This is a genomic window from Mariniflexile sp. HMF6888 (genome assembly GCF_044335535.1).
GTDB lineage: Bacteria > Bacteroidota > Bacteroidia > Flavobacteriales > Flavobacteriaceae > Mariniflexile.
This window is the reverse complement of record NZ_JBIQVZ010000002.1, coordinates 693,055-708,690: the sequence shown is the minus strand read 5'-3', so window position 1 is coordinate 708,690 and position 15,636 is coordinate 693,055. Positions and strand designations below refer to the sequence as shown.

Below are 15,636 nucleotides of genomic sequence, written 5' to 3'. Positions count from 1 at the left end.
ATGATAACACAAGAGCAATTTGATCAAGAAGTCAAGTCAATAATATCTAATGCCATTAGGGAAGATGTTGGAGACGGCGATCATAGTTCATTGGCATGTATTCCTGATAATGCCAGAGGGAAAGCTAAACTTTTGGTGAAAGACAAAGGCATTATTGGAGGTGTTAACTTTGCTAAAAAGGTTTTTGCTTATGTTGACAAAAATTTGAAGTTAGAAGTTCTAATAGAAGATGGTTCAGAAGTGACTTATGGTGATGTGGTTATGTATGTAGAAGGTTCGGCGCAATCTATATTAAAAGCGGAACGTACCGTATTAAACGCCATGCAGCGTATGAGTGCCATTGCTACAAAAACCAAAATGTTTGTAGATTTATTAAAAGGTACTAAAACCAAGATTTTGGATACTAGAAAAACAACTCCGGGAATTCGTGTGTTAGAAAAATGGGCTGTTAAAATTGGTGGTGGCGAAAACCACAGGTTTGCATTGTACGATATGATCATGCTAAAAGATAACCATATTGATTTTGCTGGAGGCATTACCAAAGCTATTGAAATGAGCAAACAATATTTAAAAGATACGGGGAAAGATTTAAAAATAATGGTTGAAGCCAGAAATTTAAGCGAAGTTGAAGAGATTCTGAAAAACGATGGTATTTATAGGATTTTGCTTGACAATTTTGATTATGAAGATACCAAGAAAGCCGTAAAAATGATAGGTGATACCTGTCTGACCGAATCGTCTGGAAATATTAACGAAACAACCATTAGACATTATGCAGAGTGTGGTGTGAACTTTATTTCATCGGGTGCATTAACGCATTCTGTCCATAATATGGATTTAAGCTTAAAAGCTATAAAGTAGTTTTTCTTACTATATATTTTAATGTCGGTATAATGTACTTTTATTATACTGACATTTTTAATTTTAATAACTTTGTTATGAATTTTAACGTAAATTATTAATGACAAAGCCTCTTGAAGAAAAACTCGATAAAATTCCTGTTGTAAATATTTTAGTGCGCTTTTTTAAACGAGCCAAACTACCGGGCCTTGAAGGCTTATCGTTTTACGATTTATTGGAACTTTACATAACAGGCATAGTAAAAGGCGCCTTAACCACAAGGGCAAGTGCTATTGCTTTTAGTTTTTTTATGGCATTGTTCCCTTTTTTGCTCTTTGTTTTAATAGTGATACCTTATGTGCCTATAGACGATTTTAAAATTGAATTTTTAAGGTTTTTAGAATCGTTTTTACCACCAAGTACTTCCGAATTTTTCTTTAAAAACATTTTTGAAGGTATTGATAATTCACAACGGGGTGGTTTATTGTCATCCGTATTCGTATTGTCTATCGCGCTTATGGCAAATGGTGTAAATGCCTTGTTTTCTGGTTTTGAAAACTCATACCATGAGCAATTATCCAGAAGCGTATTTAGACAATATTTATTCGCTTTAGGTGTCGCTTTAATATTGGCTTTTTTGCTTATTGTCACTATAGCGGTTTTGGGATACTTTCAAATTTATGTGGTGCAAAAGGTGTTAGATACCTTGCATAATAAAGGATATGATGTGGCGGCACAAAGCGTGTTTTGGTTTAAAGTGGTTAAGTATGTGTTTTTTGTGTTTATAGTGTATATAGCAACGGCAACCATGTATTATTTCGGAACCAAAGAAGGGAAATATTCTAAATTCTTTTCTGTTGGCGCTGGTTTTACAACATTCCTTATTATTTTATTGTCTTTTTTATTTGGTATATATATAGAAAATTTTGGTCAGTATAATAAACTATACGGTTCTATTGGTGCACTTTTAATTCTTATGTTTTATTTGTGGCTAAATGCTAATATTTTGTTGCTTGGTTACGAGTTAAATGCATCTTTGAACAAATTGCGTAAAAGGTTTTAGATTATGCTATATTTTATAGACATCATTATACCTGTACCACTTCAAAAGTTATTTACTTACAGTATAACTTCTGCCGAAGCCGATTTTTTAAAACCAGGTATGCGTGTATCTGTTCCTTTCGGGAAATCTAAAATCTACACGGGGATTGTTTCTACTATTCACAACGACGCACCTATAGCTTATGAAGCTAAGGAAATTCATCAAATATTGGATGAAGGCCCTATTGTAAACGAAAAGCAGTTGCAGTTGTGGCAATGGATAGCTAATTACTATATGTGTACTTTGGGCGATGTGATGCGAGCTGCTTTACCCAGTGCCTTTGTTTTGGAGAGCGAAACCATCATAACAAAGCACGCCAAAGTTATTGATGAATCTATTTTAAAGGATGATGAGTTTTTGGTTTATGAAGCTTTGCAGCATCAATCGTCTTTAAAGATCCATGATATCGCTAACATTCTTGATAAAAAAAATGTGCTTCCGGTTATTAAGCGATTGATTGAAAAAGAAGCCATTGCTGTTGAAGAAGAAATATATGAAAAATACAAGCCTAAATTGGTGCGTTATGTTAAGTTGCATTCTCATTTTTCTTCGGAATCTGCGCTACAAAAACTATTGGATGATTTAAGCAGAGCGCCCAAACAACACCAGGTTATATTAACGTTATTCTCTATTTCTGCAACGACAAAAAAGCCTGTAAAAGTTGCTGATTTGTCAACAGAAAGTGATGCTTCATCCACAACAATAAAAGCATTAATAGATAAAGGTATCCTTGAAGAATATTTTATACAGACCGATAGGGTTCAGTATTCGGGTGATGATAATGAAGATTCAAAAAGCCTCAATGAACATCAAAACACAGCACTTACCGAAATAAAAGAATCATTTAAAGAACAATCTGTTGTATTGCTTCATGGCGTTACATCCTCAGGCAAAACCGAAGTGTATGTAAAACTTATTGAAGAGGCTTTGGGTAAAGGGCAACAGGTTTTGTATTTATTACCTGAAATTGCATTAACGGCACAATTAATCACTCGTTTGCAAAATTATTTTGGAGAGCAAGTGGCGGTGTTCCATTCTAAATATTCATCACAGGAGCGGGTAGAGGTTTGGAATCATGTTTTAAATAATTCCGTGAAAGCGCAAATTGTTTTAGGTGCGCGATCATCTATTTTTTTACCATTCAATAATTTAGGATTGATAATTGTTGATGAGGAACACGAACAGTCTTTCAAACAATTCGATCCAGCACCACGCTATCATGCACGTGATACGGCTGTTGTTTTGGCACATATACATGGGGCTAAAACGCTTTTAGGATCTGCAACACCCAGTTTGGAAAGTTATTTCAATGCGAAACAAAATAAATATGGTTTTGTTGAAATAACAAAACGGTTTAATGATGTGCTCATGCCGGATATTGAGTTGGTAGATATCAAGGATAAGTTGAAAAAGAAACGCATGAGAGGGCATTTTAGCGATCGGCTTATTGAAGAAATGACCGAAACCTTGCGAGAAGGGTATCAAATCATACTGTTTCAAAACCGACGTGGATTTTCACCAATTGTAGAATGCCATACTTGTGGGCATTCGCCGCAATGTCCTAATTGCGATGTGAGTTTAACCTATCATCAATATAGAGACCAATTACGCTGTCATTATTGTGGGTTTGTTGAAATAATGCCTAAAACCTGTTCGGCTTGTGGAAGTCCTGAATTAGATAATAAAGGTTTTGGAACCGAGCAGATTGAAGAAGAAGTGAAGCTTTTGTTTCCTGATTATAAAGTCGCCAGAATGGATTTAGATACCACAAGAGGTAAATATGGCTATGAAAAAATAATTACCGCTTTAGAGCAACAGGAAATAGATATTTTGGTTGGTACACAAATGCTTACTAAAGGTTTGGATTTCAGAAACGTTAAGTTGGTAGGTATTATGAATGCCGATAATATGTTGAACTTTCCAGATTTTAGAGCGCACGAACGCAGTTTTCAGCTCATGCTGCAGGTTTCAGGTAGGGCAGGACGTACGGAGGAGCGTGGGAAGGTGTTGATTCAAACCTACAATCCGCTTCATAATATTTTACAGCAGGTTTCTACAAATAATTATATTGATATGTATAACGAGCAAATGAATGATCGTTATAATTACAAATACCCACCCATTTTTAAGCAAATTAAAGTCACTTTGAAACATAAGGATTATACTAGGGTAGATACCGCTTCAATTTGGTATGCAAAATCGCTACGCAATGTATTTGGAAATTTTGTTTTAGGACCCGAATCGCCACCAATTGCCAGAATTAGAAATCAGTTTCATAAAAACATTTTGGTAAAAATCCCGAAGAAACAATCCTTGTCAAAAACTAAAGAAGCTATCATTAAAATAAATAATAGCTTCTTGAGTGTAAAAGATTTTCGGTCGGTTAAAGTAATTTTAAATGTCGATAACTTTTAAGTTTAGTTGGTTATGCTTAAATATTATTCAGAGCATCAACCAATTGGGTTTTCTTGTTTCTACTTAAAGGAATTTCATAAGCACCAACTTCAACATTTTTACTGTTAAACCTGTCAATTTTATCTAGGTTGACAATATAAGATTTGTGAATTCTTAAAAACTTATTTTCCGGCAATTCTTTTTCAAAAGATTTCATAGTAGAAAGTACTACCAAGCTGTTTTCTTCAGTAACAAGTTTTACATAATCGCCTAGAGCTTCAATCCATTTAATGTCTTTGATATAAACCTTACGTTTTTTAAGATTACTCTTAACAAAGATGTGTTCACCCTCTTCTTCGTTAAAATCCTGAGTTAATTTGTGTTGCTCCAGAGCTTTCTCTACAGCGACATTAAAACGTTCTCTTGTAATTGGTTTATGTAAATAATCGGTAGCATCATAGTTAAATGCTTTAAAAGCATACTCTGTTTTACCAGTTACAAAAATAATTTGAGGCTTGTTGTTTAATACGTCTAAAAGTTCAAATCCGTTTAGCACTGGCATTTCAATGTCTAAAAAGATTAAATCTACTTGGTGTGTATTTAAACCATTTTTGGTTTCTAGGGCACTACTGTACTCTGCTATTAGGTTTAGAGCGGGGTGGTTCTCTACTAACTTAACAATAGAGAGACGTTGTATTGCCGAATCGTCTACTACTACACAGTTTAAAGTCATAACATTTATATTATTTCGGTTAAGATATCGACAATAGTACAAAAAATTCGGCTAAAAACCAAAAAACATCGTTAAACTGTTGATTTTAACATAATTTTAACATTTGTTTCGTGTAGCAAATATACTATAAAATATAGTGATAATATAGTTGTGTAATATGTATTTATTAACTATTTTTGCACCCAATTTTTAACAATAAACACGATTTTTATGAATCATTATGAAACTGTTTTCATCTTAAATCCCGTTTTATCTGAAGACCAGATAAAGGAAACAGTAAAGAAATACGAAGATTTTCTTGTTTCTAACGGCGCTAAGATGGTATCAAAAGAAGATTGGGGGCTTAAAAAATTAGCTTATCCAATTCAAAACAAAAAAAGTGGTTTTTATCACTTATTTGAATACACGGTTGCCGGTGAGGTAATTAATACTTTGGAAGTAGAGTTTAGACGTGATGAGCGTTTTATGCGTTATTTAACGGTAGCGTTAGATAAACATGCTATTTCTTGGGCTGAGAGAAGAAGAGTTAAACTTAAACAAAAAGCTTAATTATGTCATCTATAGAACAACAATCTAAAGGAAAAAAAGACGGAGAAATTAGATATTTAACTCCTCTTAACATCGATACAAACAAGAAGAAGAAGTATTGTATGTTTCAAAAGTCTGGAATCAAATATGTTGATTACAAAGATCCAGATTTCTTGTTAAGATTTATAAACGAGCAAGGTAAAATTTTACCAAGACGTTTAACAGGGACTTCATTGAAGTATCAAAGAAAAGTGGCTGTTGCTGTAAAAAGAGCACGTCATTTAGCTTTAATGCCTTATGTAGCCGATTTATTAAAATAAAATACCGATAACAATGGAACTTATATTAAAACAAGACGTTGAAAATTTAGGATTTAAAGACGATGTTGTAACAGTTAAGAACGGTTATGGTAGAAATTTTTTAATTCCTCAAGGACAAGCTATTATGGCTACGGCTTCTGCTAAAAAAGTATTGGCAGAAAACTTAAAGCAAAGAGCTTATAAAGAAAAGAAAATAGTTGATGAGGCTAACAAAATTGCTGAAGCTATAAAAGCTTTAGAAATTAAAATAGCTGCAAAAGTAGGAACAGGAGATAAATTATTTGGTTCTGTAAATAATATTGATGTTGCTGCTGCTTTAGAAAAAGAAGGGCAATCTATCGATAAAAAATTCATTACAGTTACAACTGTAAAACGTACAGGTAAGTATAATGCCGTAATACGTTTACACAGAGAAGTAAGTGTAGATTTAGAATTTGAGGTTATTGCACAAGCTGAATAATATCAAATAGATTCATATAAAAGCCTCAACTTAGTTGGGGCTTTTTTATTAAAAAATTTATTTTCAATGAAATATTCAAGACTTACAAAAGAACAGTTTGAAGAACTGCACCAAGAATTTATAAACTTTTTGGCAACACAATCCATTACTGCCGATGAATGGGCTAATTTGAAAACCAATAAGCCAGAATTAGCAGAAATGGAACTGGATGTTTTTAGCGATTTAATTTGGGAAGGTGTTTTAAACAAAGCTGAATATCTAGAACATTTTTCGGCACAACACATGTATTTATTCCGTTTGGGAAAGAAAAAAATGAAAGCCATTGTTGTAAACGTAAAAAACAAAGCAGTAGATATCACCACACAAGAAGGTTATAATTGGCTCCGCGAAAATTTAATGGATGAAACGGTTGAGTTCTTACAAGCCGATAAAGATTATACCGAAGATAAAAACCTTGACAAATTTAAAATGATTGAACAAGGCGCCGTAATTACCAAAGGCGATTTGTTTAAGTATTTTAATAAATTGATAAATTAAATAAGTTGCAGTGTTCAGTAAACAGTCGCAGTAGGCAGTGTTCAGTAAACAGTCACAGTATTCAGTAGACAGTAACAGTAAGCAGTAACAGTAAGCAGTAACAGTAGGCAGTGTCAGTAGTTGGTGATCAGCAATCAGTTCAACGATTAACCAATTAAACGATTCAGCTCATAAACCCATAAACAATAATCAATAGCCAGTAGGCAGTTGCAGTGTTCAGTATGCAGTTGCAGTATTCAGTAAACAGTAGCAGTAGGCAGTAACAGTAGGCAGTGTCAGTAGTTGGTGTCAGTAGTTGGTGATCAACAATCTGTTCAACGATTAACCAATTAAACGATTCAGCGCATAAACTCATAAACCCATAAACAATAATCAATAGCCAGTAGGCAGTTGCAGTGTTCAGTGTTCAGTTGCAGTGTTCAGTAAACAGTCGCAGTAGGCAGTGTTCAGTTGCAGTGAACAGTTGGGTTATTATCGGTTAGAAGCCGAGCTTTTTTAAAACAAAAGTACATCACGATATCTACTGTTTTAAACGAAACAATCTTTGCAACTTTGCAACTTTGCGGCTTTGCGTGATTAAACTTTAATTTAAAAAGAATGGTTTCGCTTTTTTTTAAAGAAAAGGCACGCCATGACGTTTTCATTAATTATTTTTGTCATTCCTGCGTAGGAAGGAATCTATTTTCATTTAAAACTATTATTTTTGCAATCCTCATCATACAATTACGTTGGTAGTGGTTTGATGCAGAATTTTAACTAATAAAAAAAGATACCTGCTTTCGCAGGCATTAATATGGCTCAAAAACCAAGCATTCCTAAAGGCACCAGGGATTTCAACCCAGAACAGGTAGCAAAACGCAATTATATTTTTAATACCATTCGTGGTACTTTCGAAACGTTTGGATTTCAGCCTATTGAAACACCCAGTTTTGAAAACTCCGAAACCCTCATGGGAAAGTATGGTGATGAAGGGGACAGACTGATTTTTAAGATTTTGAATAGTGGGGATTTTTTTAAAGATGTAAAGAAAGCCAAAGTTAGTGCTTCGCTTGTTGCTGGTAATTTTTATCCTTTGTATGATAAAATTGTCGATAGAATTTCTGACGAAAGTTATTCAGTTGATTTTAATGGAATTCTTGATAAAACTATTAATAGTTATTATAAAAATGAAAGTTCTTCTTTTAAGGATTTAGTAAAGGAAGTTCTAGAAAATCATAAAAGTGCTTTAATCGACAATAAAAATCTTAATCAATTCGGGAAGGAATTAGAAAAGACAAATGCATTTATAGAGTTTTTAAATAAATTCTTTAGTGAGGAAATTTATAACTCTAACGAATCGGTAAATTTAATCTCCGAAAAAGCCCTACGCTACGACCTAACCGTGCCATTCGCAAGATACGTGGTACAACATCAAAACGAAATCGAATTTCCATTTAAACGCTACCAAATACAACCTGTTTGGCGAGCCGACAGACCACAGAAAGGGCGTTTTAGGGAGTTTTACCAATGTGATGCCGATGTGGTTGGCAGCAAATCGTTGTGGCAAGAGGTGGAGTTTATTCAGTTATACGATACCGTGTTTTCAGCTTTAAAACTGGAAGGTGTTACCATAAAAATCAACAACCGAAAAATTTTGTCCGGCATTGCTGAAATTATTGGCGCTTCCGATAAATTGATAGACTTTACAGTAGCCTTAGATAAGCTTGATAAAATAGGCGAGGCCAAGGTGAAGGAGGAAATGCTTTCCAAAGGGATTTCAGAAGCAGGTATTTCTAAATTACAGCCGCTATTCACCTTATCGGGTTCTTTTGAATCGCAAGTTGAATCTTTAAAAGATATTTTGTCAACTTCCGAAGAAGGTAAAAAAGGTATTGAAGAATTGGCGTTTATAAACGAAGCGATTTCAGAATTAGGATTAAAAACCGCCAGTTTACAATTGGACGTCACCTTGGCGCGCGGGTTAAATTACTACACAGGAGCCATTTTTGAAGTCGCTGCACCAAAAACCGTGCAAATGGGCTCTATTGGCGGTGGAGGACGTTATGACGATCTTACTAGTATATTTGGAAAACCAGACACAAGTGGTGTTGGTATAAGTTTTGGTTTAGACCGTATTTATTTGGTGTTGGAAGAATTGGGGTTGTTCCCAGAAACGGTAACTAAAAATGTAGAAGTTTTGTTTATCAATTTTGGTGATAAAGAAGCAATGTATTGTTTAAAAGCCATTAAGGAATTGCGTTCGGCGGGTATTCATACTGAATTATATCCCGATAAAGCTACTAATGCTAAACAAATTAGAAAGCAAATGGATCACGCTAATAAACGTAATATTCCGTTTGTGGTTATAGTAGGTGAGGCCGAAGTGAATTCAAATACTTATACTCTTAAAAACATGGTTTCAAGCGAACAGTTTAAAGTGTCTTTTGCCGAATTGCTAAATCATTTAAAATAAACCACTATGATTTGAAATCCATAGTGGTTTATTTTAAATTTTCATAAACCCACGCTTTCATCGCTGTTAAAAGAGGCGCTAGCGATTTTCCTTTTTCAGTTAAACGGTATTCTACTTTTGGGGGAATTACAGGGTAAGATTTTCTAGTAATTACTCCTAATTGTTCCAAGTCTTTTAATTGTTGCGATAACATTTTCTGACTAATTCCTTTTATGGTTTTGTCAAGTTCATTAAAACGCATCACTTTATTGCTTAATAATACCCATATAATAACAGGTTTCCATTTACCTCCAATTTGCTCCATGAAAATTGTAATGGGACATTCTTCAGCTATAATATATTTTTCTTCAATTTTTTTTGTCTCTATTTTCACAGTAAGAATAATTTTCCGAGTTAAAAGTCAGTTACTTACCATTTAGTAAGTACTTGTTTCAAAGTTAGTAATAATCTAGTTTTGTTCAAAAATAAATACAAAATGAATAAAATAATTGTTATTACAGGAGGAACAAGCGGAATCGGTTTAGCTTGTGCAAAATATCTAATTGCAAAAAATTACCAAGTCATTATTACAGGTCGAAATGAAGAAAATCTGGAAAAAGCGTTAACCGAACTAGGAAAGAATGCCTTCGGATATACTTCGGATACAAGTGTGTTACATGACATTGACGGTTTAGTAAATCGAATTAAAGAAGCTCATGGAATCATTGATGGTTTGTTTATAAATGCAGGCATTTTTAAATCGATTGGTTTTGAAGACACCAATGAAGCCTTGTTTGATGAAACCATGAACATTAATTTTAAAGGCGCTTTTTTTACGGTACAAAAGTTTATTCCCATACTTAAAAATCCTTCGAGTATTGTTTTGAATACTTCTATTGCCGTTTTTAAAGCATTTCCTAATGCAAGTGTTTATTCGGCAAGCAAAGCAGCATTAGAAGCCATAGCTAAAGTATTGAATCTTGAATTGGCACAAAAAGGCATCAGAATTAATGTAGTTAGTCTAGGAGTTACGCATACTCCAATCCAGAAAAAATCAGGAATGACAGACGAAGCCATTGATGGATTGTTGCAGTATTTCTCTGAAACTTCTCCCATTGGAAGAGTGGTTTTACCAGAAGATATAGCACCTATAGTTGAATTTTTAGTTTCTGATAATTCTTTGGTATTACGAAACGAGAAAATTGTGGTTGATGGTGGTTCCACACTTTAGGTTTTTAATGTTCTTTTAGTTAAATAAATAGATGAAGACGGTATGGTTTAATAACCTGAATTCAGTTATAAAACTATGGATCAATAAAGCTATTTTCCTTTTAAATTGAAGTACCAAACAACTCCTTCCCTTTTTTTAAGGGAAGGTGGATTTGATTTCAGAAAAAAAATAAAAGACGGAAGGGTAAAGCATTTCGAAGATTTATATATAGAAACTTACCGGATTTAAAACCCTGATAGGTCAGTTTCTCTAAACCTAAATAGCAATCGAACAAGGTAAAGTCACCAAGACCATAATGTTCCTATTGCCAATTATAAAAATTATCTAGGTATTTGCTGGCTCAAACAATGCAACGTACCGAACCCCCAAATAAAATCGGTGGCGGCAATTCCAATAACCTCTCTATCAGGAAAGCAATCTGCAATAATGTTTAGTGCTATGCGATCGTTAGTATCGTTAAAGGTTGGTACTAAAACCGTCTTGTTTAAAATTAAAAAGTTTGCGTAACTGGCAGGTAGCCTAATGCCATCAAAATCCAAACGTTTTGGCATGGGTAAGGTTACTATGTTTGGGTGTTTACCATTTTCTAAAGTAGAAGTTTGTAAACGTTTTAAATTGTCTTGAAGTGGTTTGTAATTAGCGTCTTTCGGGTTATCTTCTAAAACAGTAATAATAGTGTCATCATTAACAAAACGAGCTAAATCATCAATATGTCCGTGGGTGTCATCGCCTTCAATACCATTTCCTAACCAAATAACGTTTGTGACGCCTAAGTATTCTTTAAACACAGCTTCGTAATCTTGCTTGGTAAACCCTTGGTTTCTAACCTGAATATTTGGGTGAAGCAGGCATTCTTCCGAAGTTAACAAAGTGCCTTTTCCATTGACATCAATGGCACCACCTTCCAAAACAACCGGTTTACCTTTGTAGACGGCTTGTTCTAAAGGAATATTTAAAAATCCCGAAACTTTTGTAGGTACATGTTTGTCTAATTTGTAGTTAGCATATTTTGCCCAACCATTAAAATTGAAATTGATGGCTTTTCTGGAATTCCCGTTTTTTACAACAATGGGTCCTGAATCGCGCATCCAACTGCGGTTGGTTTTATGAATAATGAAAGATACATGTTCTAAGTTAACATGTGCCGTTTCAAGCATAGTGGAAACTTTGCTTTTTAGTTTTTCGTTGGCAACGATTAAAATGACTTCTTCAACTGAAGCTACTTTTTTAATAAACTCAACAAAAGCCCATTGTACCGCTTCGTATTTACCAGGCCAGTCGTTACCATTATGAGGAAAGCATAATAAAACACCTTGTTGCTTTTCCCATTCGGCAGGAAATATCCAATTATCAGCTTTCATTAATCAATCGCTCTTTTAGTAATGTCACCATATTTATCAATACGACGATCGCGTAAAAATGGCCAATTTTGTCGAACGTTTTCCTGTAAGCTTAAATCGACTTCAGCTATTAAAATTTCTTCTTTATCTTCTGAAGCTTGTGCTAAAATTTCACCTTGGGGACCTGCAATAAACGAGGAGCCCCAAAACTCAATACCATTGGTGTCTGGAAGGTATTTTTCCAATCCAATTCTGTTAGCTGCGGCTACATAAATGCCATTTGCCACCGCATGACCACGCATGACGTTCATCCAAGCACCTTGTTGATTTTCACCATATTGTGCTTTCTCTTGAGGATGCCAACCAATAGCGGTTGGGTAAAATAATACTTCGGCACCTTGTAAAGCAGTTAATCTGGCAGCTTCGGGATACCATTGGTCCCAACAAATAAGCGTGCCAATATTTCCTTTTTTGGTTGGAAATGATTTGAACCCAATATCGCCCGGCGTAAAATAGAATTTTTCATAAAAATGTGGGTCGTCTGGAATGTGCATTTTTCTATATAAACCAGCTTCAGTTCCATCGGTATCAATAATGTAAGCACTGTTATGATAAATACCTGCCATTCGTTTTTCGAAAAAAGGGACAATAACAACCACACCCAATTCTTTAGCTAATGCACTAAAAGCTGTAAACGATGTGCTATATAAGGGTTCCGCATAAGCGAAATTATTAACATCTTCACTTTGGCAGAAATAATGACTGCTATATAATTCGGGTAACAAGATAACTTCAGCACCTTGTTTAGCGGCGTCTTTTACCCATTGCATGCATTTTTTTAAATTATTATCAGGTGTATTATTCAGGTTCAATTGAATAACGGCTATTTTGTATGTGTTTTTAGGCATTACTAATTATTGAAAATTTAATACAAAGATATAATTTTATAAAGACTATTTATCCTTCTTATAAAGTGGAATGCGATACGAAAGCGTATAGCTATATCCAACACCTATACCGCTACTATCATAAGTTTTATTGAATCCTGGAATGTAAATGTTCTCAAAATTGTTGGGTTCGGTTTCATTTGCCATAACTTTGAGTTGTACGTTTAAGCCAAGATATAGGTTGGTTAATAGCTCCGTTTTGATACCAAGAATAAGTTCTCCCCAAAAGGCTGTTAAGTCATTGAATTCTTGTAAATCGGATGATGAAAAGTGTGGTGACCAATAAGGGTTGGTACTATAAATGCTATAGCTATTAAGTTTTTGACTAAAAGTACTAGCACCGACACGAAAGCCTGCATAAATCATGTTATCCATATCCAACCAGTTTTGGTATAAATTATAATCTATTCCTGCTTTTAGGTAACTTCCGCTAGTGGTTACATCTAAATAATCGGTGGTTGTATGTTTTTCTTCAATACCTAGTTCACCAGCAATGTATAAGCGTTTTTTTAATCGGAAATCGCCCGACACTTCAAAACCCGTATAATCATCATCAACAAAAGAGCGGATTAGTTTGCCAATATCGCCACCAACACGAAGTCCGTATTTTTCTTTAATTTTTATTGAATCTTTAACGGTAGTTGCAATGCTATCGTTTTGAGCGTTTAAAGACACAGAAAACAAAAGCATACACGTTAAGCTACTAATGAAATATGTTAAAATGTGTTTCTGTTTCATCTTCTACAGATTGGTTATCGTTTAAAGGTTGTCTTGATTTGATCCAATTTTCGTCATTGTTTTCAGGCTCAATGGTAAGCGTAACGTTTTTATAAATGGTTTTGTAGCCACAAGCGCGCGATACATAAACCTCTTCTCTGGTATAATTGATGGTTATAATATCGGTATTGCCATCAATATAATCATCGCTTGTGTCATCTGGTGTGCCATTATTATTTACAAAAGCGCCTTTAATAAGGACATATTGTGTTGTATCAGCATCGGTTTTTAAAGGCAGTACAATTTGTGTGGAAGTAGCTATGGCGTATCCTGGTAATACGTTGTCGTTATCTACACCGCCAACAAGTAAGTTCGTGACGGCTTTTATGTTTTCAGGATTATCAACATCGTAAACATCAATTATTAAACTAGGGGTTGTGGGAGTGCTTTCTGGACAAATATCATCGGGTTCGCAGCTTATGGTGATTCCAATTCCAGTAAGGATAAGCAACATTAAAAGTAAGCTTGTTTTTTTCATTAATCTCTTTTCTGAGTTTATTTGTTAAGTTAACCTAAGGTTCTAACTTTCTAATTAATCTAACAATCTAAATTACCGTTTTTCCAAAAGTACAACATTTTCAACATGAAACGTTTGCGGAAACATATCCACAGCTTGTGTTTTCGTAACTTTATACATGGCATCCATTAATTCTAAATCTCTAGCTTGGGTGGCGCTGTTACAACTTACATACACTACTTTTTTAGGCGCAATATTTAATAGTTGTTGCACCACATCTTTATGCATCCCATCACGAGGCGGATCGGTAATAATAACATCTGGGTGCCCGTGGGCTGTAATAAATTCGTTATTAAAAACATGCTTCATGTCGCCTACAAAGAATTCAACGTTATTAATATCATTTAATTGTGCATTTTCTTTGGCAGCGGTAATAGCGTCTGGAACGGCTTCAACACCAATCACTTTTTTGGCTTGTTTAGCTATAAATTGCGCAATAGTACCAGTCCCTGTATATAAATCGTAAACCAATTCGTTTCCTGTCAAGCCTGCAAAATCCCGGGTTATTTTATATAGTTCAAATGCTTGGTCTGAATTGGTTTGATAAAACGATTTGGCATTAATTTTAAATTTCAAACCTTCCATTTGTTCAAAAATGTGGTCTTCACCTTTATAGCAAATAACCTCTTGGTCGTAAATGGTATCGTTTGCTTTTTCGTTGATGATGTATTGTAAAGAGCTTATCTGCGGAAAGGTTTCAGCAAGAAAATCCAATAACAAAATACGTTTAGCTTTGTCTTCTTTAAAAAATTGAATAACCACCATCACATCGCCCGTACTGGAAGTGCGAATCATCATGGTACGCAACAAGCCTGTTTGGTTTCTGGTGTTGAAGAATTCAAAATCATTATCGAGGGCAAATTGCTTTACGGCATTTCTAATAGCGTTTGAAGGGTCTGCTTGTAAATGGCACTTTTTTATATCAAGAATTTTGTCCCACATACCCGGTATATGAAATCCTAAAGCATTTCTGTCGCCTAAATCGGCATCCGATTGCACCTCTTCTTGGGTCAACCAACGGCTGTCACTAAACGAAAATTCCATTTTATTTCTGTAGAAATATGGATTGGCTGCGCCTAAAATAGGTGTTATTTTGGGCAATTCAATATGCCCAATACGAGTTAAATTATTAGTGACTTCTTTTTGTTTGTAATATAATTGATGTTCATACCCCATATCTTGCCATTTACAACCACCGCAAACACCAAAATGCTCGCATGCAGGTGTTGTACGTTTATCGGATAATTTATGGAATACCGTGGCTTTGGCTTCATAATAAGCTTTGCGGGCTTTAAATGTTTGTACATCTACTACATCACCAGGGACGGTGTTGGATAGGAAAATAACCTTCCCATCGGGTGCTTTGGCTATGGTTTTGCCTTTGGCACCGGCATCTAAAACTTCAACGTTTGTAAACGCTTGCTTTTTTGTTCTTTTTGACATGCTGCAAAAGTAATGAAAGGATTTACGATTTACGAT

16 protein-coding genes are annotated in these 15,636 nt (G+C 34.7%); 9 read left to right on the top strand and 7 right to left on the bottom strand.

Going from position 1 to position 15,636, the window contains the following annotated elements:
* The 3 genes from nadC to priA all read left to right on the top strand — a co-directional run bounded on the left by nadC (position 1) and on the right by priA (position 4,357).
* Positions 1-861: a carboxylating nicotinate-nucleotide diphosphorylase gene (gene nadC, locus ACGLWY_RS08260; RefSeq protein WP_396619199.1), complete on the top strand. Its 861-nt coding sequence runs from the start codon at positions 1-3 to the stop codon at positions 859-861.
* A gap of 100 nt (positions 862-961) precedes the next feature.
* Entirely contained in the window at positions 962-1,903 is a 942-nt protein-coding gene (locus tag ACGLWY_RS08255) for a YihY/virulence factor BrkB family protein (protein ID WP_396619198.1), read from the top strand.
* Positions 1,904-1,906: 3 nt separating this feature from the next.
* Complete coding sequence (gene priA, locus ACGLWY_RS08250; protein WP_396619197.1) at positions 1,907-4,357, top strand: primosomal protein N'; 2,451 nt, start codon at positions 1,907-1,909, stop codon at positions 4,355-4,357.
* A gap of 16 nt (positions 4,358-4,373) precedes the next feature.
* Here priA and ACGLWY_RS08245 read toward each other — a convergent pair whose 3' ends face one another.
* Positions 4,374-5,069, bottom strand: a complete 696-nt coding sequence (locus tag ACGLWY_RS08245) for a LytTR family DNA-binding domain-containing protein (protein WP_132218826.1) — start codon at positions 5,067-5,069, stop codon at positions 4,374-4,376.
* A gap of 210 nt (positions 5,070-5,279) precedes the next feature.
* On the opposite strand from ACGLWY_RS08245, the gene rpsF reads away from it, so the two are divergent.
* The 5 genes from rpsF (at position 5,280) to hisS (ending at position 9,366) form a co-directional block, all read left to right on the top strand.
* Positions 5,280-5,618, top strand: coding sequence for a 30S ribosomal protein S6 (rpsF, locus tag ACGLWY_RS08240; protein ID WP_117176518.1), 339 nt, complete (start codon positions 5,280-5,282; stop codon positions 5,616-5,618).
* Positions 5,619-5,620: 2 nt separating this feature from the next.
* On the top strand, positions 5,621-5,917 hold the full coding sequence (gene rpsR, locus ACGLWY_RS08235; protein WP_117176520.1) for a 30S ribosomal protein S18: 297 nt from the start codon (positions 5,621-5,623) through the stop codon (positions 5,915-5,917).
* A 13-nt stretch (positions 5,918-5,930) separates the two neighbouring features.
* Positions 5,931-6,377: a 50S ribosomal protein L9 gene (gene rplI / locus ACGLWY_RS08230; RefSeq protein WP_396619196.1), complete on the top strand. Its 447-nt coding sequence runs from the start codon at positions 5,931-5,933 to the stop codon at positions 6,375-6,377.
* Between the two features lie 66 nt (positions 6,378-6,443).
* The gene (locus tag ACGLWY_RS08225) at positions 6,444-6,914 is read left to right on the top strand and encodes a DUF6495 family protein (RefSeq protein ID WP_396619195.1); all 471 of its coding nucleotides are present in this window, start codon (positions 6,444-6,446) and stop codon (positions 6,912-6,914) included.
* A gap of 793 nt (positions 6,915-7,707) precedes the next feature.
* Entirely contained in the window at positions 7,708-9,366 is a 1,659-nt protein-coding gene (hisS, locus tag ACGLWY_RS08220; protein ID WP_396619194.1) for a histidine--tRNA ligase, read from the top strand.
* A 28-nt stretch (positions 9,367-9,394) separates the two neighbouring features.
* On the opposite strand, the gene ACGLWY_RS08215 is transcribed toward hisS, so the two are convergent.
* Complete coding sequence (locus ACGLWY_RS08215) at positions 9,395-9,739, bottom strand: winged helix-turn-helix transcriptional regulator (protein WP_396619193.1); 345 nt, start codon at positions 9,737-9,739, stop codon at positions 9,395-9,397.
* 102 nt (positions 9,740-9,841) lie between these two features.
* On the opposite strand from ACGLWY_RS08215, the gene ACGLWY_RS08210 reads away from it, so the two are divergent.
* A complete protein-coding gene (locus ACGLWY_RS08210; RefSeq protein ID WP_396619192.1) occupies positions 9,842-10,576 on the top strand; it encodes an SDR family oxidoreductase in 735 nt (244 codons plus the stop codon).
* Between the two features lie 320 nt (positions 10,577-10,896).
* On the opposite strand, the gene ACGLWY_RS08205 is transcribed toward ACGLWY_RS08210, so the two are convergent.
* The 5 genes from ACGLWY_RS08205 to rlmD all read right to left on the bottom strand — a co-directional run bounded on the left by ACGLWY_RS08205 (position 10,897) and on the right by rlmD (position 15,600).
* Positions 10,897-11,937: an agmatine/peptidylarginine deiminase gene (locus tag ACGLWY_RS08205; RefSeq protein WP_396619191.1), complete on the bottom strand. Its 1,041-nt coding sequence runs from the start codon at positions 11,935-11,937 to the stop codon at positions 10,897-10,899.
* Positions 11,937-12,824, bottom strand: coding sequence for a carbon-nitrogen hydrolase (locus ACGLWY_RS08200; protein WP_396619190.1), 888 nt, complete (start codon positions 12,822-12,824; stop codon positions 11,937-11,939). The genes ACGLWY_RS08205 and ACGLWY_RS08200 overlap by 1 nt, the downstream gene beginning before the upstream one ends.
* A gap of 45 nt (positions 12,825-12,869) precedes the next feature.
* Positions 12,870-13,601, bottom strand: a complete 732-nt coding sequence (locus ACGLWY_RS08195) for a DUF6048 family protein (RefSeq protein WP_396619189.1) — start codon at positions 13,599-13,601, stop codon at positions 12,870-12,872.
* A complete protein-coding gene (locus tag ACGLWY_RS08190) occupies positions 13,567-14,118 on the bottom strand; it encodes a DUF6452 family protein (RefSeq protein WP_396619188.1) in 552 nt (183 codons plus the stop codon). Before ACGLWY_RS08190 ends, ACGLWY_RS08195 begins: the two co-directional genes overlap by 35 nt.
* A 72-nt stretch (positions 14,119-14,190) precedes the next feature.
* Positions 14,191-15,600 carry a 23S rRNA (uracil(1939)-C(5))-methyltransferase RlmD gene (gene rlmD / locus ACGLWY_RS08185; RefSeq protein WP_396619187.1) on the bottom strand — a complete coding sequence of 470 codons (1,410 nt, stop codon included), beginning with the start codon at positions 15,598-15,600 and terminating at the stop codon, positions 14,191-14,193.
* Between the last annotated feature and the right edge of the window lie 36 nt (positions 15,601-15,636).